The sequence below is a fragment of the Tenacibaculum sp. 190524A02b genome, from assembly GCF_964036645.1.
Classification (GTDB): Bacteria; Bacteroidota; Bacteroidia; order Flavobacteriales; family Flavobacteriaceae; genus Polaribacter; species Polaribacter vairaonense.
On record NZ_OZ038525.1, the window covers coordinates 1572142 to 1597252 of the forward strand.

Consider the following 25111-nt stretch of genomic DNA (forward strand, 5'->3'; position numbering starts at 1 on the left):
TTATCTATATAATGTAAAGTGACCCATAATTTTTCTCTCTTGACCTGATAATTCCTTATAATAAATGGTATACCAATAATCACCCGATGGTAAGTTTCTTCCTTCATAAGTACCATCCCAACCTTGATGTGTTCCTGTAAATTTAGTTATCAAACGAGCATATCTATCATAAATAAATACTCTAATATCATGATAATCTTCCACCTCTAATGGATACCAATAATCATTGTCTCCATTTCCATCTGGTGTAAATAAGTTAGGAACTTCAATAGTTATGTATACTCCTTCAACAATCAGTTCTACTTCACATCCTCTCGCATCTCTAACGGTTACTTTATAATCTCTTGTTTCTAAAATTGTCAATTGATTATCTGAACTGAAATCTCCATCATCAAAACTATACTCATAAGGAGCCAATCCAAAGTTACCATCAGCTATTAACAAGTTCTTCTGCGTATCATCAATTGCTAACTGAAGCTCTTGTATATCTTGCACATCTGGTGCATTTATAGTAACAGGACAACCATCAACTGCATGTTCTACATTAATTGTATAGTTATTGCTTGGTGATACATTCGTAAATACTCCTGTATCATTCGAATCTACTTCAACGCCATTGTCTAATAGTGTATATACAACAGCATTTTTATATTCATCTTGCACTCCTGCCGTAATTACATTTCCAATAGGACAAGTGTACTCTAAATTCACTTGCATTTGTAAATCTATTGGTTTTCTTGTTTCTATTAATGGTAACGTAACAGGCGTACAATTAGTATTGCTATTTCTTACAGATATACCATATCTACTATCTGCTTGGATATGTGGAGCTCCTATAGTTATTATTCCTTCATTATAAACTCCTGGTAAGTCTATACCGTTAACGCTTACAATATAAGTAGAAGTTACTCCAGCTACACTACCTCCAGTAGCTTCAAATGTAACTGTTGGTGTAGGGTCAGTAATACAAATTTGTTCTGTAACAACTGGTGCTGTTAAAGTAATTTCTGTTGGTGTTAAAATTTCAACTTCAATAGTATCAATACATCCAACTTTATCCTTTACAGTTATTGTATACACTCCAGGACCTAAGTTCTCAAATGTATTAGTTGTTACAAACTTACTTGGATCAAAACCTGGATTAATATTATACTCATATCCTCCCAGGTTACCACCTGTAGCTCCAATAGTTATTGTACCATCATTACCTCCAAAGCAACTAATATTAGTATGCGTTTCACTTAACTGCAATGCATCTGGTTCTGTTATAGAATACGGTTGTGTTTCCACATCACAAACATCACCATTTGTATTTGTACTATATACCCTAATTCTATAACTTCCTACTGGTAAGTTAGAGAACATATTAGATGTTTGTCTTGGTCTATTTACTGTTCCTAATAATTCGTACTCATAATTTCCAAAGCCTCCAGCAACAGTAGCTGATAAAACTCCATTACTATCACCATTACAAGTTACTAAACCTACTTCAACGTTTAAGCTTGATACTAAGGCTTCATATTCATCAACAGTCACTAATGTATATGGATCAGAAATACACCCATTAGCATCTCTTACATAGAACTGGTGTCTTCCTGCATCTACATTAAAGATATTTGAACTAACAAAATTAATTCCATCTGTACTATATTCATAAGTTCCTGTTCCTCCTTGGCCAGTTACCTCTACTACAGCTTCTGGTCTACTACATGTAATTGGACTTACAATAGTTGCTGAAGCAACAACATTTGTAGGGTCATCTATTCTTACATTTATTGGAGCACTCTCACATGAAAACTCATCATAAATAGTAATTACATAATCTCCTTCAGTTAAATTATCAAAAACATTACTTACTTGATTAGCTGATACTGTACCATCAGGATATGTCAACCTATATGTATAAGATGGTGGGGTTCCTTGTCCTCCCAACACATTGACAACTGTTATTGTTGCATTTTGCTCTCCATTACATACATTAGTTACAATATTGTATCCTCCAGTAATTGGTGCAGGATTGGCTAAATCAAATGTTATAGTTTCAGTACAACCATTCAAATCTCTAACTGTTGCAGAATAAGTACCTGCATCTAATCCTATTATTATATTATTAGGATCAAAGCTTTGTAAAGTAATACCTGTTGTTGTATTTATTAATTCATACTCATAACCATTCCAACCTCCAGTAGCTTCTAAAATAACTTCTCCAGAACTTGGGCTGATACAACTTATTAATGAAACTGTTTCTGTTAAACTCAATGCTGAACTTGGGTTTTCTATTGTAAATGTTGGTGAAGTTACTGGACAGAATGGTGCATCTGTCATCGTAACCACTACATAATAATCTCCAGCAGCTAAAGCATTACTAACAGTTGTTGCTCCTGTTACTGAATTACCTGTGATACCTGTTGTTGTTCCACTTGACTGGAAAACTTCATAATCGTAAACACCTGTATATGGAGTACTACTACTAAAACCAAAAGTTACCGAACCTGTGGAGTCTCCAAAACATTGTACATTATCAACACTGTTAATGTCTATAAAGTAATCTGATAATGCTCCTACCTCATGAGTAGTAGTTAAAATACATCCTGTTACAGGATTCAATATTTCAATGGTATACACATCAATAGGCATTCCTACAAATGTTGCTGTTGTACCAACTTGAGTTGGAGTTGTATACCCCGTAGTACCTGCATTAGCACCTGTTATTGTAAATTCAGCATTTGCAATTGGACTTGCTGAAGTAAAACTTACTGTTATCTCTTCACCTCCTATTGGTAAAGCTCTACAGTCAATGGCTTTATTGACAATAATATTACTATCTGTTATTGGATTAAATGGTGCAATAGTAGCTGTTGTAGTTACTGAACAACCTTCACTATCATAAACTGTGATTGCTACTTCTCCTCCAATTTCATTTGTTACTGTAAATACAAAGTTTGAACTGTCCTGAGTAATGTCATCTGTCGCATCTCCTGGAGTACCGTTGTTATATACAAATACTGCACGTACATAACTTGAACTTCCACCTGATATATTAGCTGGATCTACAGTTACTACTGCATTATCTGTTACATTCCCTGTAGTACAGCCAAACTCGGTTACTACTGGTGCTGAGGTAAACGTAACTGGTGCTAATTCATTGATCGTGATCGTTGCCGAATCTGTTGTACATCCATTAGCTCCCGTTGCTGTTACTATATAATCTCCTGGTGCTAATCCTGTAAACTGACTTGTCGTTGTTGTCGCATTATAGGTTCCTCCTGCTGTTAATGTTCCATTGATCTCATAACTTAATGGTAAAATACCATTGTCAGTCTGAACCATTTCGATGACTCCTTCATTACTTCCTGAACAATTACCATTATCTATAGCACTTGCTGTAAATACAGGTTCTACTTCTGGTAAAATCTCTATCGTTCTTGTTACTGAACAAATTGGTGTAGCTGACATATCGTAAACATTTACAGTATACGTATCGGCTGATCCTAATGAGATATTTAAAGTAGTTCCTCCAGTAGTAGCTCTTGTTACTACGGTTCCTGAAGCACTATTCAATACTTCATATTCGTAGCTTCCTGATCCTGATAAAATAGATAACTCTACTACAGCATCTGTACTTACTGAACAGTCTAACAACTTAGTGATCGTTAAACTAAAGTCTAAATCTTCACTTATAGTTACTGGTGAATCGGTTGTTGTTCCTGTACAGCTATTACTATCGATTACATTTACTGTATAAGTACCTGCTGGTAAATTACTAAAGACATTACTACTCTGTGTAGCAACTGTTGTTGCTCCGTTTAATAATGTATAGGTATAAGTACCTGTTCCTCCTACTGCTGTTACTGTTATCTCGCCTCCTACACTAGTATCACATGAGTTATCTAACTCTGACAAAGTAAACGTTACTGGTGTTGGATCTATTAAGGTAATAGTATCTGTAAAGATACATCCATTAGCATCGCGTACACGAACTGTATACGTATCAGCTGGTAAACCTGTAAACTCATTATTATTATTGTAAGCAGTTACAATTGTTGTACTTGAATCTTCTAACTCGTACTCATAGCTTCCCCAACCTCCTGTTGCGGTTACTGTTATTACTCCATTTGAATCTCCTGCACAACTTATTGCCGTTGGTGCTAAAGTAGCACTTAATGCTGATGTTGGATCTTCTATAGTGACTTCTGCGGTAGTTACTGGACAGAATGGACTTGCTATCATTGTTAAGGTTGCATAATAAGTCCCCGCTGCTAATCCTGTTACTGTAGTAGCTCCGCTTACTCCTGTTCCTGTGATTCCTGTTGCTGTTCCTCCTGATAAGAATACTGCGTAATCATAAGTTCCTCCATATGGGGTAGTACTACTGAAATCAAAGGTAAACGAACCATCATTCGCGCCTAAACAACTTGTGTTAGAAACTCCTGATACTGTTAAGTTATAATCTGGTGCATCTAATACTTGATGTGTTACCTCTATTGTACAACCTGTTGTTGGGTTAGTAATTCCAATAGTATAAACATCCGTAGCTAATCCTGTAAAGACACCTGTAGTATTACCTGGTAAAGCTCCTACAGTTGCGCCTGTGATCGTAAAGTTAGCTGTTAATGCACTTGTTGATGTATAGCTTACTGTGATATCTTCTCCTGTTGCACAGTCGATGGCTTTATCTACCGCTACTACTGGGGCACTAATTGCATTAAATGGTAAAATAGTTGCCGTAGTAGTTTCAAAACATCCTTCACTATCATAAACTGTGATAGTTACTTCTCCTCCTAATACATTTGATGTTGAAAAAGCAAAGTTGGAACTATCTTGAGTGATATCATCTGTCGCATCTCCCGGTGTACCGTTGTTATATACAAATACTACACGTACATAACTTGAACTTCCACCTGATATATTAGCTGGATCTACAGTTACTACTGCATTATCTGTTACATTTCCTGTAGTACAGCCAAACTCGGTTACTACTGGTGCTGATGTAAACGTAACTGGTGCTAATTCATTGATCGTGATCGTTGCTGAATCTGTTGTACATCCATTTGCTCCAGTTGCTGTTACTATATAATCTCCTGGTGCTAATCCTGTAAACTGACTTGTCGTTGTTGTCGCATTATAGGTTCCTCCTGCTGTCAAGGTTCCATTGATCTCATAACTTAATGGTAAAATGCCATTGTCAGTCTGAACCATTTCGATGACTCCTTCATTACTTCCTGAACAATTACCATTATCTATAGCACTTGCTGTAAATACGGGTTCTACTTCTGGTAAAATCTCTATCGTTCTTGTTACTGAACAAACTGGTGTAGCTGACATATCGTAAACATTTACAGTATACGTATCGGCTGATCCTAATGAGATATTTAAAGTAGTTCCTCCAGTAGTAGCTCTTGTTACTACGGTTCCTGAAGCACTATTTAATACTTCATATTCGTAGCTTCCTGATCCTGATAAAATAGATAACTCTACTACAGCATCTGTACTTACTGAACAGTCTAACAACTTAGTGATCGTTAAACTAAAGTCTAAATCTTCACTTATAGTTACTGGTGAATCGGTTGTTGTTCCTGTACAGCTATTACTATCGATTACATTTACTGTATAAGTACCTGCTGGTAAATTACTAAAGACATTACTACTCTGTGTAGCAACTGTTGTTGCTCCGTTTAATAATGTATAGGTGTAAGTACCTGTTCCTCCTACTGCTGTTACTGTTATCTCACCTCCTACACTAGTATCACATGAGTTATCTAACTCTGCCAAAGTAAACGTTACTGGTGTTGGATCTATTAAGGTGATAGTATCTGTAAAGATACATCCATTAGCATCGCGTACACGAACTGTATAAGTATCAGCTGGTAAACCTGTAAACTCATTATTATTATTGTAAGCAGTTACAATTGTTGTACTTGAATCTTCTAACTCGTACTCATAGCTTCCCCAACCTCCTGTTGCGGTTACTGTTATTACTCCATTTGAATCTCCTGCACAACTTATTGCCGTTGGTGCTAAAGTAGCATTCAATGCTGATGTTGGATCTTCTATAGTGACTTCTGCGGTAGTTACTGGACAGAATGGTGTTGCTATCATACTTAATGTAGCATAATAAGTCCCGGCTGCTAATCCTGTTACTGTAGTAGCTCCGCTTACTCCTGGTACCGGAACAGTACTCACTACTGTATCATCTGTTGTTACTGCTGTTCCATTGGTATTAAATACTTGATAACTATAACTTCCTCCGTATGGGGTAGTACTACTGAAATCAAAGGTAAACGAACCATCATTCGCGCCTAAACAACTTGTGTTAGAAACTCCTGATACTGTTAAGTTATAATCTGGTGCATCTAATACTTGATGTGTTACCTCTATTGTACAACCTGTTGTTGGGTTAGTTATTCCAATAGTATAAACATCCGTAGCTAATCCTGTAAAGACACCTGTAGTATTACCTGGTAAAGCTCCTACAGTTGCGCCTGTGATCGTAAAGTTAGCTGTTAATGCACTTGTTGATGTATAGCTTACTGTGATATCTTCTCCTGTTGCACAGTCGATGGCTTTATCTACCGCTACTACTGGGGCACTAATTGCATTAAATGGTAAAATAGTTGCCGTAGTAGTTTCAAAACATCCTTCACTATCATAAACTGTGATAGTTACTTCTCCTCCTAATACATTTGATGTTGAAAAAGCAAAGTTGGAACTATCTTGAGTGATATCATCTGTTGCATCTCCCGGTGTACCGTTGTTATATACAAATACTGCACGTACATAACTTGAACTTCCACCTGATATATTAGCTGGATCTACAGTTACTACTGCATTATCTGTTACATTTCCTGTAGTACAGCCAAACTCGGTTACTACTGGTGCTGATGTAAACGTAACTGGTGCTAATTCATTGATCGTGATCGTTGCTGAATCTGTTGTACATCCATTTGCTCCAGTTGCTGTTACTATATAATCTCCTGGTGCTAATCCTGTAAACTGACTTGTCGTTGTTGTCGCATTATAGGTTCCTCCTGCTGTCAAGGTTCCATTGATCTCATAACTTAATGGTAAAATGCCATTGTCAGTCTGAACCATTTCGATGACTCCTTCATTACTTCCTGAACAATTACCATTATCTATAGCACTTGCTGTAAATACGGGTTCTACTTCTGGTAAAATCTCTATCGTTCTTGTTACTGAACAAACTGGTGTAGCTGACATATCGTAAACATTTACAGTATACGTATCGGCTGATCCTAATGAGATATTTAAAGTAGTTCCTCCAGTAGTAGCTCTTGTTACTACGGTTCCTGAAGCACTATTTAATACTTCATATTCGTAGCTTCCTGATCCTGATAAAATAGATAACTCTACTACAGCATCTGTACTTACTGAACAGTCTAACAACTTAGTGATCGTTAAACTAAAGTCTAAATCTTCACTTATAGTTACTGGTGAATCGGTTGTTGTTCCTGTACAGCTATTACTATCGATTACATTTACTGTATAAGTACCTGCTGGTAAATTACTAAAGACATTACTACTCTGTGTAGCAACTGTTGTTGCTCCGTTTAATAATGTATAGGTATAAGTACCTGTTCCTCCTACTGCTGTTACTGTTATCTCACCTCCTACACTAGTATCACATGAGTTATCTAACTCTGCCAAAGTAAACGTTACTGGTGTTGGATCTATTAAGGTGATAGTATCTGTAAAGATACATCCATTAGCATCGCGTACACGAACTGTATAAGTATCAGCTGGTAAACCTGTAAACTCATTATTATTATTGTAAGCAGTTACAATTGTTGTACTTGAATCTTCTAACTCGTACTCATAGCTTCCCCAACCTCCTGTTGCGGTTACTGTTATTACTCCATTTGAATCTCCTGCACAACTTATTGCCGTTGGTGCTAAAGTAGCATTCAATGCTGATGTTGGATCTTCTATAGTGACTTCTGCGGTAGTTACTGGACAGAATGGTGTTGCTATCATACTTAATGTAGCATAATAAGTCCCGGCTGCTAATCCTGTTACTGTAGTAGCTCCGCTTACTCCTGGTACCGGAACAGTACTCACTACTGTATCATCTGTTGTTACTGCTGTTCCATTGGTATTAAATACTTGATAACTATAACTTCCTCCGTATGGGGTAGTACTACTGAAATCAAAGGTAAACGAACCATCATTCGCGCCTAAACAACTTGTGTTAGAAACTCCTGATACTGTTAAGTTATAATCTGGTGCATCTAATACTTGATGTGTTACCTCTATTGTACAACCTGTTGTTGGGTTAGTTATTCCAATAGTATAAACATCTGTAGCTAATCCTGTAAAGACACCTGTAGTATTACCTGGTAAAGCTCCTACAGTTGCGCCTGTGATCGTAAAGTTAGCTGTTAATGCACTTGTTGATGTATAGCTTACTGTGATATCTTCTCCTGTTGCACAGTCGATGGCTTTATCTACCGCTACTACTGGGGCACTAATTGCATTAAATGGTAAAATAGTTGCCGTAGTAGTTTCAAAACATCCTTCACTATCATAAACTGTGATTGCTACTTCTCCTCCTAATACATTTGATGTTGAAAAAGCAAAGTTGGAACTATCTTGAGTGATATCATCTGTCGCATCTCCCGGTGTACCGTTGTTATATACAAATACTACACGTACATAACTTGAACTTCCACCTGATATATTAGCTGGATCTACAGTTACTACTGCATTATCTGTTACATTCCCTGTAGTACAGCCAAACTCGGTTACTACTGGTGCTGAGGTAAACGTAACTGGTGCTAATTCATTGATCGTGATCGTTCCCGAATCTGTTGTACAACCATTTGCTCCAGTTGCTGTTACTATATAATCTCCTGGTGCTAATCCTGTAAACTGACTTGTCGTTGTTGTCGCATTATAGGTTCCTCCTGCTGTCAAGGTTCCATTGATCTCATAACTTAATGGTAAAATGCCATTGTCAGTCTGAACCATTTCGATGACTCCTTCATTACTTCCTGAACAATTACCATTATCTATAGCACTTGCTGTAAATACGGGTTCTACTTCTGGTAAAATCTCTATCGTTCTTGTTACTGAACAAACTGGTGTAGCTGACATATCGTAAACATTTACAGTATACGTATCGGCTGATCCTAATGAGATATTTAAAGTAGTTCCTCCAGTAGTAGCTCTTGTTACTACGGTTCCTGAAGCACTATTTAATACTTCATATTCGTAGCTTCCTGATCCTGATAAAATAGATAACTCTACTACAGCATCTGTACTTACTGAACAGTCTAACAACTTAGTAATCGTTAAACTAAAGTCTAAATCTTCACTTATAGTTACTGGTGAATCGGTTGTTGTTCCTGTACAGCTATTACTATCGATTACATTTACTGTATAAGTACCTGCTGGTAAATTACTAAAGACATTACTACTCTGTGTAGCAACTGTTGTTGCTCCGTTTAATAATGTATAGGTGTAAGTACCTGTTCCTCCTACTGCTGTTACTGTTATCTCACCTCCTACACTAGTATCACATGAGTTATCTAACTCTGCCAAAGTAAACGTTACTGGTGTTGGATCTATTAAGGTGATAGTATCTGTAAAGATACATCCATTAGCATCGCGTACACGAACTGTATAAGTATCAGCTGGTAAACCTGTAAACTCATTATTATTATTGTAAGCAGTTACAATTGTTGTACTTGAATCTTCTAACTCGTACTCATAGCTTCCCCAACCTCCTGTTGCGGTTACTGTTATTACTCCATTTGAATCTCCTGCACAACTTATTGCCGTTGGTGCTAAAGTAGCATTCAATGCTGATGTTGGATCTTCTATAGTGACTTCTGCGGTAGTTACTGGACAGAATGGTGTTGCTATCATACTTAATGTAGCATAATAAGTCCCGGCTGCTAATCCTGTTACTGTAGTAGCTCCGCTTACTCCTGGTACCGGAACAGTACTCACTACTGTATCATCTGTTGTTACTGCTGTTCCATTGGTATTAAATACTTGATAACTATAACTTCCTCCGTATGGGGTAGTACTACTGAAATCAAAGGTAAACGAACCATCATTCGCGCCTAAACAACTTGTGTTAGAAACTCCTGATACTGTTAAGTTATAATCTGGTGCATCTAATACTTGATGTGTTACCTCTATTGTACAACCTGTTGTTGGGTTAGTTATTCCAATAGTATAAACATCTGTAGCTAATCCTGTAAAGACACCTGTAGTATTACCTGGTAAAGCTCCTACAGTTGCGCCTGTGATCGTAAAGTTAGCTGTTAATGCACTTGTTGATGTATAGCTTACTGTGATATCTTCTCCTGTTGCACAGTCGATGGCTTTATCTACCGCTACTACTGGGGCACTAATTGCATTAAATGGTAAAATAGTTGCCGTAGTAGTTTCAAAACATCCTTCACTATCATAAACTGTGATTGCTACTTCTCCTCCTAATACATTTGATGTTGAAAAAGCAAAGTTGGAACTATCTTGAGTGATATCATCTGTTGCATCTCCCGGTGTACCGTTGTTATATACAAATACTGCACGTACATAACTTGAACTTCCACCTGATATATTAGCTGGATCTACAGTTACTACTGCATTATCTGTTACATTTCCTGTGGTACAGCCAAACTCGGTTACTACTGGTGCTGATGTAAACGTAACTGGTGCTAATTCATTGATCGTGATCGTTGCTGAATCTGTTGTACATCCATTTGCTCCAGTTGCTGTTACTATATAATCTCCTGGTGCTAATCCTGTAAACTGACTTGTCGTTGTTGTCGCATTATAGGTTCCTCCTGCTGTCAAGGTTCCATTGATCTCATAACTTAATGGTAAAATGCCATTGTCAGTCTGAACCATTTCGATGACTCCTTCATTACTTCCTGAACAATTACCATTATCTATAGCACTTGCTGTAAATACAGGTGTAATAGCAGGTTCAACTGTTATCTGCCTTGTTATATTACACCCTGAAGTTACATCAGTAACGACTACTTCATAAGTACCACTTGCTGTAACAGTATGATCAGTGAATGTATCTGTTCCTGTAATAGTACCAACTGTAGTTGCAGGATCTGCTGTTGGAGCTACACCATTAATTGTATATGAATAGTTCCCTGTTGTTCCTAAGTTTACACCAGAATTAATATTTATTCTAATTAAAGACTCTCCTGGAACACAATTTAGATTTTGTTGTATAGCTAAATTAAAATCTAACTCTTCATAAATTGTTACAGGAACTGTAGCACTTATACATCCGTTTGCATCTCTTATAATAACATTATAGTTCCCTGGTGAAAGGCCGCTCTCAGTATGTGTTATACTAGCGGTAGGGCTACTATAAGTTGTCCCTCCATCAATTGAATATTGATAAGGTGCCGTACCTCCTATAGCTTGTCCTCCATTACTTGTTGTAATGATAATACTTTTATCAGCTCCACATGTATCTGTAGTTACATCTGCTACTTCCAATACAGGTGCTTGACTTACACTCAATGTTTCTGGCCCTAAAATCAAGGTACAAGCATTACCATTGCTATCAGACACATTTACAGTAACATCAACAGATAAAGTAACATCCACTAAGTCAGCATAAGGAACTGAAATTGTATTTCCACTAATTGTAGCTGTTCCAGATGTTGTATTTGTTGTTGTTACAGTGTAAGAATATGGTGCCAGTCCTCCTGTTAAATTATCGACTCTAATAGTTCCAGGGTTTGAACATGTTATATCACTTAGTTTAGTTAAGTTACCAGTAACTGGTAACGCTTCTTGTATTTCAATATCTCCACTACCCCAATCACATGCAGTAGCACCACTTCCTGAAGTTAATACAATGTAATATAAACCTGGCTCTAAACCTGTTACTGATAAATTATGTGGATATGTAGTTGTTGACGGAATTGTTCCTGTTACTGGAGTTGTTAATGATGCATTTGTATTACCATCAAATAACTCCCAATTAATTGTATTCCCAGCTAAAACTCCATCTGTATCGGTTATCGTGAAACCTATTTCTCCATCGCTAGCTACTCCACTACATGATAACGAAGTTGCAGTACCTGTAATATCAACATCAAAATCTGATGGTGGATATACCAATGGTGTATTATTTAACTCAATACAACCATCAAAAGTATCTCTTACATAAAACTGATAATTTACTCCTGGAATTATATTTGTAAAAATATGTGTTCTAAAATCAGAGTTTGGGTTTGTTGGATCCAAGTCTACTGGTCCTCCTTGGATTGCTGGAAACCATGGACCCGTAGATGTACTATTCGAAAATTCAAAAGGACCTTGACCTCCAATTGCTCTTACTGTAATAGAATATCCTGCAACACAATCACCTCCAACTTGAACATCTACAATTAAACCTTCAACATTAAATGGCACCATGTATTGTCCGTGACTTAACAAACAAATAGTATTTCCAACACCTCCTGTGCTATCAGATAATCTAATTACAGGATTAAGAATTGTTCCTGGTGCGTACCCTCTCACTTGTCCATTATCATCTGTGAAATCTGTCCAAGTAGCCCCATTATCCACACTATGTTGTAATATTAACGGTAGATAATCAGCTGGATTAATATTTATAAAATTAAATCCTGTTTGAGTAATATCTACAGCATCACAATCTGGTGGTGGTACATCTTGAATATCAATTACTAATGCTATAGGATCTGTTAACGTAACATCTGCAGGTGTAAACGGACATCCACTATCGTCTGTAATAGTTACCGAGTAAGTTCCCGCTGGTAAATTAGTAAAACTATAATTTGCTCCAACATAATCATTTACAGTTTGATTTACTGGACCAGTTAATGTTAAATCATGTGGTTGTAATCCATTAGATATGGCTACATCAATAGTACCTGTATCACCATTACATATAGGTTGTGCAGTGGTTAATACAATATTTACAGCTGTAATTTGATTTACAGTTACTGTTTGTGAATACTCACAGAAATCAGTTCCTAAAACTCCTGCTCCATTATTATCTCTTACATAAACATCATAAGTTCCTGCCGCTCTAGTTATTGGACTCGCTCCAAAATCACCAGCTGTAACAGGATTACCTGTAGTAACTGCAGCATATACATAATTACCATCACCTCCTATTCCTGCAATTGTTATAATACCATCGTTACAATTCGCATCTATGATATCAATATCTGCAGTTAACTCATCATTAATTGTTACTGATTGTTGTACAGCTGTACATCCTTTTCCGTCGGTAATATCTATAGTATAAGTACCTGCTCCTAAACCTGTAAATGTATGTGTAGCTGTTCCTGGTGTTTGAGGAGCTCCTCCATTTAAAATAAATTGATAATTCCCATCACCTGATGCTGCTGTTACAACTATTTGCCCATTCGTTCCATCAAAACAAGCTGTTGGTGTTGCCGTAAACGTTGGTGTAGTTGGTGCATTTACTGTTATATTGAATGCTACCGACAAACATCCGTTAGTGTCTTGCGCCACAATGTTATGACTACCTGCTGCTACATCTGTAAATGGTCCATTTTGGAATGCACCTCCATCTAAACTATAAGTATACGGAGCTGTTCCTCCTGTGGCACTTGGATCTATTGTTGCTCCTGTTGCTGGGTTACAGGTTACCTCTTTTGTTATTGTCCCGCTAGCTACTACGGCTGCTGGCTCTGTTATTGTATGACTTCCTAAATTTAATGTACATGCTGCTAATGAACTTGCATCTGGACGAATTTGAACTGTATAGGTTCCTGCTGATAATGTGTTTACTATAACTGGGCTACTTGTGGCTGTAGTCCAAGTTCCACCACTTCCATCATCTATTAAGTAATCAAAACTTCCTGTAAAGTTACTCGCTGTTATGGTTAATCCTCCATCACTTCCGCCATTACAAGTAGCATTTACTAAGTTACTTACTGTACCCATAAACTCTTGACCGGCATCAACTGTAACTACAACATCAACAGTACAATCACTTCCATAATCAACAGTCACTGTATGGTCTCCCACCGCTAAGTCATTAAAGACTCCTGTGTTATTTGTAGTTGCTCCTAATGTATAGGTATAACTCGCATCTACTGGTGTAACTGAAACATTTCCTGTTCCATCACAATTATAAGTAACTCCAAATGTAAAGCTTGGTTCGGCTGGTAATGGATTAATTACAATATTTGGTAAACTTATCTCACATCCATTGGCATCTCTTACTGTTAATACATAAGTACCATCAGTTAAGTTATTGTATACTAAATTACTTGAGTAACTTCCATTAACTCCGTAGCTATAAGGGCTTGTTCCTCCTGTAGCTGCTATAAAGGTAATCTGTCCTTCTTGTAAACATGTATAATCTTGTGTTTGACTCGCACTTGCTGCTAATGGATTTGGGGCAACTATGGTTATTGTTAATGTATTTCCTGAACAGCCATTAGCATCTACAATCGTTACCGTATAAGTATCTTCTGCTAAATTCGTGTACTCTCTTGTATTAGTAGTACTTGAATTTGCTGTAACTGCTCCACTTGTTGCTCCTGTTACAGTTACAGTATATGGAGCTAATCCTTCTGTGATATTTATGTTAAAATCGCCTGTTTCTCCTGAACAATTTGGTTGGTTTACTGTATTGGCTAAAACTGGATTTAAGGTCTCTTCTAAAGTTACTGTCTCTGTATAAACACAACCTAATCCATCACGAACACTGATATCGTATGAGCCTGCATCCCCTGGATTAAAGGTAAATGTTCCGCTTGTTTGATAAGCCGTTCCATTTCCTGATGGTACCACAGAATATTCATAACTACCGTCTCCTCCTGTTCCTGTTACTACAATACTTCCGCCATTACAATCTATTCTATTTGTAACAACCGTTGCTCCGATTTGGTCATTAATAGTATGAGTACTTAATGATGACACACAACCTTTTGAATCTCTTACTTGAACTTCATACGTTACTCCTGGCACTAAGCCTGTAAAAGTTCCTGAAGGTGCCCAAGTACCTCCATTATCTATAGTATAGGTATATCCTGTACCTGATCCTCCGGATGCTGTAACTACTATTTGACCATTACTTCCATTGTAACAATCTGTTACAACTACACTATGCGTTGGGTCTGTAGTTGGGTCAACCGTTATACTAAATGCTGCTGATAAACAGCCATTAACGTCTCTTGCTATTATAGTATGAACACCAGCGGCTACATCTGTAAATGAACCTGTTTGGAAAGTTCCACTTCCGTCTAACTCAAATTCATAAGGTGCATTTCCGCCTGTAGCACTTGGGTCTATTGTTGCTCCGGTTGCTGGATTACAGGTTACCTCTTTTGTTATTGTCCCGCTAGCTACTACGGCTGCTGGCTCTGTTATTGTATGACTTCCTAAATTTAATGTACATGCTGCTAATGAACTTGCATCTGGACGAATTTGAACTGTATAGGTTCCTGCTGATAATGTGTTTACTATAACTGGGCTACTTGTGGCTGTAGTCCAAGTTCCACCACTTCCATCATCTATTAAGTAATCAAAACTTCCTGTAAAGTTACTCGCTGTTATGGTTAATCCTCCATCACTTCCGCCATTACAAGTAGCATTTACTAAGTTACTTACTGTACCCATAAACTCTTGACCGGCATCAACTGTAACTACAACATCAACAGTACAATCACTTCCATAATCAACAGTCACTGTATGGTCTCCCACCGCTAAGTCATTAAAGATTCCTGTGTTATTTGTAGTTGCTCCTAATGTATAGGTATAACTCGCATCTACTGGTGTAACTGAAACATTTCCTGTTCCATCACAATTATAAGTAACTCCAAATGTAAAGCTTGGTTCGGCTGGTAATGGATTAATTACAATATTTGGTAAACTTATCTCACATCCATTGGCATCTCTTACTGTTAATACATAAGTACCATCAGTTAAGTTATTGTATACTAAATTACTTGAGTAACTTCCATTAACTCCGTAGCTATAAGGGCTTGTTCCTCCTGTAGCTGCTATAAAGGTAATCTGTCCTTCTTGTAAACATGTATAATCTTGTGTTTGACTCGCACTTGCTGCTAATGGATTTGGGGCAACTATGGTTATTGTTAATGTATTTCCTGAACAGCCATTAGCATCTACAATCGTTACCGTATAAGTATCTTCTGCTAAATTCGTGTACTCTCTTGTATTAGTAGTACTTGAATTTGCTGTAACTGCTCCACTTGTTGCTCCTGTTACAGTTACAGTATATGGAGCTAATCCTTCTGTGATATTTATGTTAAAATCGCCTGTTTCTCCTGAACAATTTGGTTGGTTTACTGTATTGGCTAAAACTGGATTTAAGGTCTCTTCTAAAGTTACTGTCTCTGTATAAACACAACCTAATCCATCACGAACACTGATATCGTATGAGCCTGCATCCCCTGGATTAAAGGTAAATGTTCCGCTTGTTTGATAAGCCGTTCCATTTCCTGATGGTACCACAGAATATTCATAACTACCGTCTCCTCCTGTTCCTGTTACTACAATACTTCCGCCATTACAATCTATTCTATTTGTAACAACCGTTGCTCCGATTTGGTCATTAATAGTATGAGTACTTAATGATGACACACAACCTTTTGAATCTCTTACTTGAACTTCATACGTTACTCCTGGCACTAAGCCTGTAAAAGTTCCTGAAGGTGCCCAAGTACCTCCATTATCTATAGTATAGGTATATCCTGTACCTGATCCTCCGGATGCTGTAACTACTATTTGGCCATTACTTCCATTGTAACAATCTGTTACAACTACACTATGCGTTGGGTCTGTAGTTGGGTCAACCGTTATACTAAATGCTGCTGATAAACAGCCATTAACGTCTCTTGCTATTATAGTATGAACACCAGCGGCTACATCTGTAAATGAACCTGTTTGGAAAGTTCCACTTCCGTCTAACTCAAATTCATAAGGTGCATTTCCGCCTGTAGCACTTGGATCTATTGTTGCTCCTGTTGCTGGATTACAGGTTACCTCTTTTGTTATTGTCCCGCTAGCTACTACGGCTGCTGGCTCTGTTATTGTATGACTTCCTAAATTTAATGTACATGCTGCTAATGAACTTGCATCTGGACGAATTTGAACTGTATAGGTTCCTGCTGATAATGTGTTTACTATAACTGGGCTACTTGTGGCTGTAGTCCAAGTTCCACCACTTCCATCATCTATTAAGTAATCAAAACTTCCTGTAAAGTTACTCGCTGTTATGGTTAATCCTCCATCACTTCCGCCATTACAAGTAGCATTTACTAAGTTACTTACTGTACCCATAAACTCTTGACCGGCATCAACTGTAACTACAACATCAACAGTACAATCACTTCCATAATCAACAGTCACTGTATGGTCTCCCACCGCTAAGTCATTAAAGACTCCTGTGTTATTTGTAGTTGCTCCTAATGTATAGGTATAACTCGCATCTACTGGTGTAACTGAAACATTTCCTGTTCCATCACAATTATAAGTAACTCCAAATGTAAAGCTTGGTTCGGCTGGTAATGGATTAATTACAATATTTGGTAAACTTATCTCACATCCATTGGCATCTCTTACTGTTAATACATAAGTACCATCAGTTAAGTTATTGTATACTAAATTACTTGAGTAACTTCCATTAACTCCGTAGCTATAAGGGCTTGTTCCTCCTGTAGCTGCTATAAAGGTAATCTGTCCTTCTTGTAAACATGTATAATCTTGTGTTTGACTCGCACTTGCTGCTAATGGATTTGGGGCAACTATGGTTATTGTTAATGTATTTCCTGAACAGCCATTAGCATCTACAATCGTTACCGTATAAGTATCTTCTGCTAAATTCGTGTACTCTCTTGTATTAGTAGTACTTGAATTTGCTGTAACTGCTCCACTTGTTGCTCCTGTTACAGTTACAGTATATGGAGCTAATCCTTCTGTGATATTTATGTTAAAATCGCCTGTTTCTCCTGAACAATTTGGTTGATTTACTGTATTGGCTAAAACTGGATTTAAGGTCTCTTCTAAAGTTACTGTCTCTGTATAAACACAACCTAATCCATCACGAACACTAATATCGTATGAACCTGCATCCCCTGGATTAAAGGTAAATGTTCCGCTTGTTTGATAAGCCGTTCCATTTCCTGATGGTACCACAGAATATTCATAACTACCGTCTCCTCCTGTTCCTGTTACTACAATACTTCCGCCATTACAATCTATTCTATTTGTAACAACCGTTGCTCCGATTTGGTCATTAATAGTATGAGTACTTAATGATGACACACAACCTTTTGAATCTCTTACTTGAACTTCATACGTTACTCCTGGCACTAAGCCTGTAAAAGTTCCTGAAGGTGCCCAAGTACCTCCATTATCTATAGTATAGGTATATCCTGTACCTGATCCTCCTGATGCTGTAACTACTATTTGACCATTACTTCCATTGTAACAATCTGTCACAACTACACTATGCGTTGGGTCTGTAGTTGGATCAACCGTTATACTAAATACTGCTGATAAACAGCCATTAACGTCTCTTGCTATTATAGTATGAACACCAGCGGCTACATCTGTAAATGAACCTGTTTGGAAAGTTCCATTTCCGTCTAACTCAAATTCATAAGGTGCATTTCCTCCTGTGGCACTTGGATCTATTGTTGCTCCTGTTGCTGGGTTACAGGTTACCTCTTTTGTTATTGTCCCACTAGCTACTACGGCTGCTGGTTCACCAACTGTAAATGGTCCAAACGAAAGTGTACAAGCAGGTAATGAACTCGCATTAGGCCTTACTTGAACAGTGTATGTTCCCGCTGATAATGTATTGATTACTGTAGAAGTAACTCCAGTTACCGTAGTCCATGTTCCACCACTTCCATCATCTATTAAATAATCAAAACTTGTAAAAAAGTTACCTGCTTGAATCGTTAAACCACCATCACTACCTCCATTACAAGTAGCGTCAACTATATTATTTACTGCTGCAATAAATTGTTGGCCTGCATCAACAGTAACTACAACATCAACAGTACAATCACTTCCATAATCAACAGTTACTGTATGATCTCCCACTGCTAAGTCATTAAAGACTCCTGTGTTATTTGTAGTTGCTCCTAATGTATAGGTATAACTCGCATCTACTGGTGTAACTGAAACATTTCCTGTTCCATCACAATTATAAGTGACTCCAAATGTAAAGCTTGGTTCGGCTGGTAATGGATCAATTACAATATTTGGTAAACTTATCTCACACCCATTGGCATCTCTTACTGTTAATACATAAGTACCATCAGTTAAGTTATTGTATACTAAGTTACTTGAGTAACTTCCATTAACTCCATAGCTATAAGGGCTTGTTCCTCCTGTAGCTGCTGTAAAGGTAATCTGTCCTTCTTGTAAACAAGTATATGCTTCTGTTTGAGTTGCACTTCCTGCTAATGGATTTGGTGCAACAATATTTATTGTTAATGTATTTCCTGGACAGCCATTTGCATCTACAATCGTTACCGTATAGGTATCTTCTGCTAAATTCGTATACTCTCTTGTATTAGTGGTACTTGAGTTTGCTGTAATTGCTCCACTTGTTGCGCCAGTTACTGTCACTGTAAAAGGTGCTAATCCTTCAGTGATATTTACACTAAAACTTCCTTGATCTCCTGAACAATTTGGTTGGTTTATTACTGCATTTCCTAAAATTGGGTTTAATGTTTCTTCGACAGTAATTGTTTGTATATACTCACAATATCCAGCATTCCCTCCATTGTCTCTTACATATACATCATAAACTCCAGGAGTTAAAACCGCTAAACTACTTGAGGTAGAAGTATTAGTAAATGTTGCTCCTGTAGGTACTATTTGATATACATAATTTCCGTCTCCACCTGTAGCTGTTATATCAACTTGACCTGGAGTACATGTTATATTCCTTACAACTAAAGATGCATCTAATTGATCATTAATAGTATGTGTTGAAGGAGCTGATATACAACCTAATCCATCTTGAACTTCTATGGTATATGTAGCTGGTGTTAAGCCAGTAAAAGTATGTGTAGTTGATGTTGCTGGTGTTGGTGTAACCCATGGACCTCCATCAATTCTAAATACATAATCGCCAGCTCCTTGTGTTGCTGTAACAGCTATTTGTCCGTTACTACCATCATAACAATTCGTCTCCGTAGCTGTGTGTAATACCGTAACAGGTGGATCAATTGTAATTGAAGCAGGTGTACATGATTGGGTAATTACAATATTTACGTTATCAATAAAATTCCCTACTGAATTACCTCCTGCAGCGGAAACAGCTTCAAAAGCAATTATCGTTGTTGATTGACCAGCAGGAACAATATAAGTTCCAGAGTAAGATCCCCAACCACTTGTTCCGTCCGACATTGTTTCTTGTATTGCTGCTGTTGCCAAATCTCCTCCAAATTTAACTACTGCTACGTCTGTACCAGAACGTCCTCTGTGGTCTAATGACCAAGTAATTACATCTCCAGGTCTTGTACAATATTCTTGATATAATGTTGATACCTGAGTAGCATTCAATTCTGCAAAGTATTGTCCTTCAGATGGCGTTACTCCTAAAAACCCACTTCTCCAAATTTCAATTCTATTGTCTGTAGCTGTGGTATCCCATCCTGGGATTTCATTTTCAGGTAATTGCCTGAATCCTGTAAAACCTCCTGGTTGCTCAAAACCTCCGTTTACAAAAGGATCAGCTGTACAACCACATTCATCACAGTTTCTTATATCTCTTACTAATACTGTATAACTTCCTGGTGCAACATCTGTAAAAACACCTGAACTTTGCCAATTAGTACCATCAATACTATAGGTGTATGGAGGTGTACCTCCAGATGCAACTGCTGTTATTGTAGCTCCAGTAGTTGTACCAGAACAACTTGCTGGCTCCGTTATTGAAGTATTTAAAACCAATGGAGTAGGTTCATCTAAAGTAACAGACCCTAAATCTACTTGACACGTTGTTCCTCCAACATCATCTCTTATCAATATATTAAAAGTACCACTTCCTAAACCTACAATTCTGTAAGGATTATCTATAGCTGTAGACCAACTTGAACCTCCATCTGTTGAATATTCATAAGAACTCCCTGAAAAATTAGCTGCTTCTATCGTAATAGTACCATTATTCGCACCGTTACACACTCCATCTGTACTACCTACTATTGAACCTGTTAATCCTTGATTATCTAATATACTAATCGTTATGTCTCTAGGACAAGCACGTGGAGCACTTATTGTAACTACATGATCTCCAACTGACAACCCGTTAAAAACATTAGATGATTGTGATGTTCCATTTAATGTATATGTATAACTTGCATCCGTCGGTGTAATGGTAGCATTACCGCTTCCATCACAATTATAATCTACATTATAAGAAAACGCTGGTAAAACAACTAATGGATCTATGGTAATATCTCCTACCGCTGCAATACACCCGTTTGCATCTTGTACTGTTAAAGTATAATTCCCTTCCGTTAACCCAGTTTTAACTCTATCAGTTGAATACACTCCATCTATACCATATGTATAAGGAGCTGTACCTCCAGTTGCTACTTCAAATGTAATTTCTCCTGTTGTTGTACAAGTATAATCCTGTGTTAAGTTAGCTGTTGTACTTAACGCTGAAGGTATTGTTATATCTATATTTGGTATCTGATATGTACACTGATGTGTTGATTTTGATGCTCTTATATCAACTGTATATGTATTAGCTGCTAAGTTTGTAAAGTTTCCTGTAGTATTCCAATTTGTACCTCCATCAATACTATACTCCACTAAATACCCTTGGTTACTACCATTGATAGTCACATTTATTGAACCATCTGCTCCTGAGTTACATGAAATATTGGTAGATGTATGTGAAAAACTTAATTCAGGTTCTTCAATAATATCTATTGGATTGGAAATTGTGAAACATCCGTTTGTATCAACTACCACAAACCTATAAGTACCATCATTACCATTTGTTACATTATAAGTATTTGATGTAAAAAATGCTGATGATGGAATATCTGAAACCGTAGTATACAAATCTGTACCTCTATCCGTCCACACAGCGTATGTATACACATCTCCAGCTACAGTATCTAAGGTTCCTCCAGTAGCTGTTAGGGTAATTATCCCTGGCGATGAACCATTTTCACAAGTAATATCTTTAGTTTTAACTGCTGTTAAAGTTAACTCTGGTGCTTGATTTACCACTACAGACTCAGTAATTGAACAATCAGCAGTCGTTACTGTAACCTCGTAAGTTCCACCAGCAGTAACTTCAAAAGTAACATCATTACTATTAACCGGCCCCTGAGTTCCAACTGTAGTAGTTCCTTGCATTAACGTATAGGTATATTGTCCTGGTACATTATTTACTTGTATACGCACCTCTCCTCTATCACCATTACACAGCATATGTGTAGGAATTAAATCTACATCAATATCTCTACTTAAAATATTTATTGGAGGGAATGTATATGTACACGATGCTGCTGAAGGATTATTAACTCGAATCTCTAAGTTATAATCTCCTTGCTCTGTTACTGTAAATGTATTTGAATCTTGAAAATCAACAAAAAATCCATTTGGTCCAGTTAAACTATACTGATAACCTGCTGGCACATTGTTTATTGTAATTTGTGCACTATTACCACAAATTAAATCTTCTTTAATAATATCCGGGTTTAAAGTAGCTCTAAAAACATTAAAATAAAATGTTCTTGGGCACCTTCCACTATATAAAATTTCTACTCTATATTCTCCTGGCTCATCAAAAGTTCTATTAAATTCTGTTCCTATTTCATTCCATGTACAACTCGTATCTAAATTAGCACAACCCACAGTAGTTTCATCAGGGCATGAAGTTTCGTCTAATTTAAACCATCTTACCGTTGTTCCATTAGATGAATCTAATGGTAAATTAATAGTTCTTGAACTACCTACTCCACATAAATAAATCTCAGCTAAATCAGAACCATCATTAGGACAAGTAAGCATTTGATCAGCATAAGGTATTAACGGATTAGGATCTGTATTAAAAGGAATTACATTTATAACTTCCGTAGCATCTATACAACCTACTGGAGCTATTTTATTTACAGTATATGTTCCTGTAGATGTTACTGTTATACTTTGTGTATTACCTATAACTGTACCAGAAGCATCTGTCCATGTATAAGTATCAAAACCAGCACCAGCCGTTAATATTACACTATTTCCACAAAGTACTTCATCCCTTTCATTACTACATCCACTTGCATCAACTAAAAAGTTTGAAGTACCTACTATACCAAAGTTACACGCGTCAATTCCTGCAAAACTAGGCTCATTAATTACCCTTGGTGTACCACCTCTATCACTATCATAATTTGCAAAAGCCTGATTTTCTACTACGTTTGAACAAACATCTCTTAAATCGGCACAGGTAGCCACTACCTGAACTTTAAAGCGAATATCATATTGTGCTCCTCCTTCTTGCACCATACTATCTGGCACATTAATTCGCAGTACACCTCTAAAGCTATTTGCTGCAGAAGGTGGCTCGTAAGTATAGTCTGCAGCCGTAATTCCTGCTGGTAAAATTAAATCCGCTTCAATTAAATCTACATTTTTAGGTAAAATATCAACTAACTCAGTATTTAAAGCGTTATCTGTACCTACATTTTGAAAACTTACATTGTACCAAAGCTCACTTCCAAGTGTAACTGGCACTCCAGACAAATCTCCACCAGCCCCATCATCTATTGTTTTAACTAATCGAAGTTTAGGTTCTATAATTTCAACTGACATGGCATTTAAAAATGGCCAGTACACATCTCCACTTGTAGTAAATCTAGCATCTGCTGAATTCGCATTATTTCCTATAACACTATTGCTTGGATTATCAATTCTAAATAAATCTACATCAAAACCAAGGGTGTTTGTACTTGCTGGGCTTCTTGTCGTAGTATGAGCGTCATATCTTGAAATACTACCATTAAAAAAGTTATCGTCAGGATTAACTGTGTTCGATAAATCTACATAAGTATTTGTATTGTCTTCTATTTGAAACTGATCTCCAGTAATAAAAGCATCTCCCTCTAAAGTACCAACTATAAACTCTGCTCTTACAGGACCTGTTGGTATTGTTGTAAACCCACTATAATTTACATCTACATCATTACTCCCATCTACAGTTACAAAACCATCAAAAACCGAAATGTTTTTACTTGATTGGTTCTCATTCTCATAAATTATTAATAATGTCCAACCTCCGGCACCACCTAAACCGTTGCTAAGCGTATCTCCAGTAGTAGCTCTTACATTTCCAACATAATACTCTCCATTTGGGTCACTTAACCCTTGTACCATAGTGGTAACGTCTTTAAAGCAATAATAAGCCCCATCATCATTATTATCAAATACATCATCTGCTGTAATATCACTATAATTACCACCTGGCAATCTAAATTTAATTTCATTTACATTACCTGACCTAGTTTCTTGATTTTCCCATGTCTCATACTCATATACTCCTGCCCAATATAAAAATGCATTTCTAACTCTTGAACAAGTAGGCAACGCTAAAGTAGATTTACTTGATGAAAAAGTGGTACCATTCCCCGAAATACCATCTACATCATCAATATCTACATATTGCATATTTATCCTACCATTTTGAGTAGTATTCAAACGTCTATAAATATCTTCATTACAACCATCTGTCCCTTCAAAGTAATATAAATCTGCATCAGGATGACTGTCATTAGCACTATATGAAGTACCAGTAGGCGTATACGTATATAATCGATACCAATTACCACAATCATCTTGAGCCCAATTCCAACCTCTACTTCTTCTATAGGTTTGAGGTACCTCACGGTTTAAAATATTGTTGGCAATAAATGTCATATTACCTCTAATATTTATACCTCCAGCTGATAACCTCTGTCCAAAGTTTCTATCTGGTCTACTTTTTATTACACTCTCTTTTAATGGTTTCCTTGCTTTTACATTTTTACCATCTTTTATTTCTTGCGAAAAGACGCCAGCGCTAAACCAAAATAACGCGATAAATATTACTATTACTTTTTTCATGGGATAAGGGGAA

At 37.0% G+C, this 25111-nt stretch carries 1 protein-coding gene; it reads right to left on the bottom strand.

The window, feature by feature from the left end; translation table 11 throughout:
- On the bottom strand, positions 1-25098 hold the full coding sequence (locus ABNT65_RS06265) for a T9SS type B sorting domain-containing protein (RefSeq protein ID WP_348747453.1): 25098 nt from the start codon (positions 25096-25098) through the stop codon (positions 1-3).
- Between the last annotated feature and the right edge of the window lie 13 nt (positions 25099-25111).

Coding starts and splice junctions, on each gene's coding strand:
- ABNT65_RS06265 (WP_348747453.1), bottom strand. CDS start 25,098: ATGAAAAAAGTAATAGTAATATTTATCGCGTTATTTTGGTTTAGCGCT.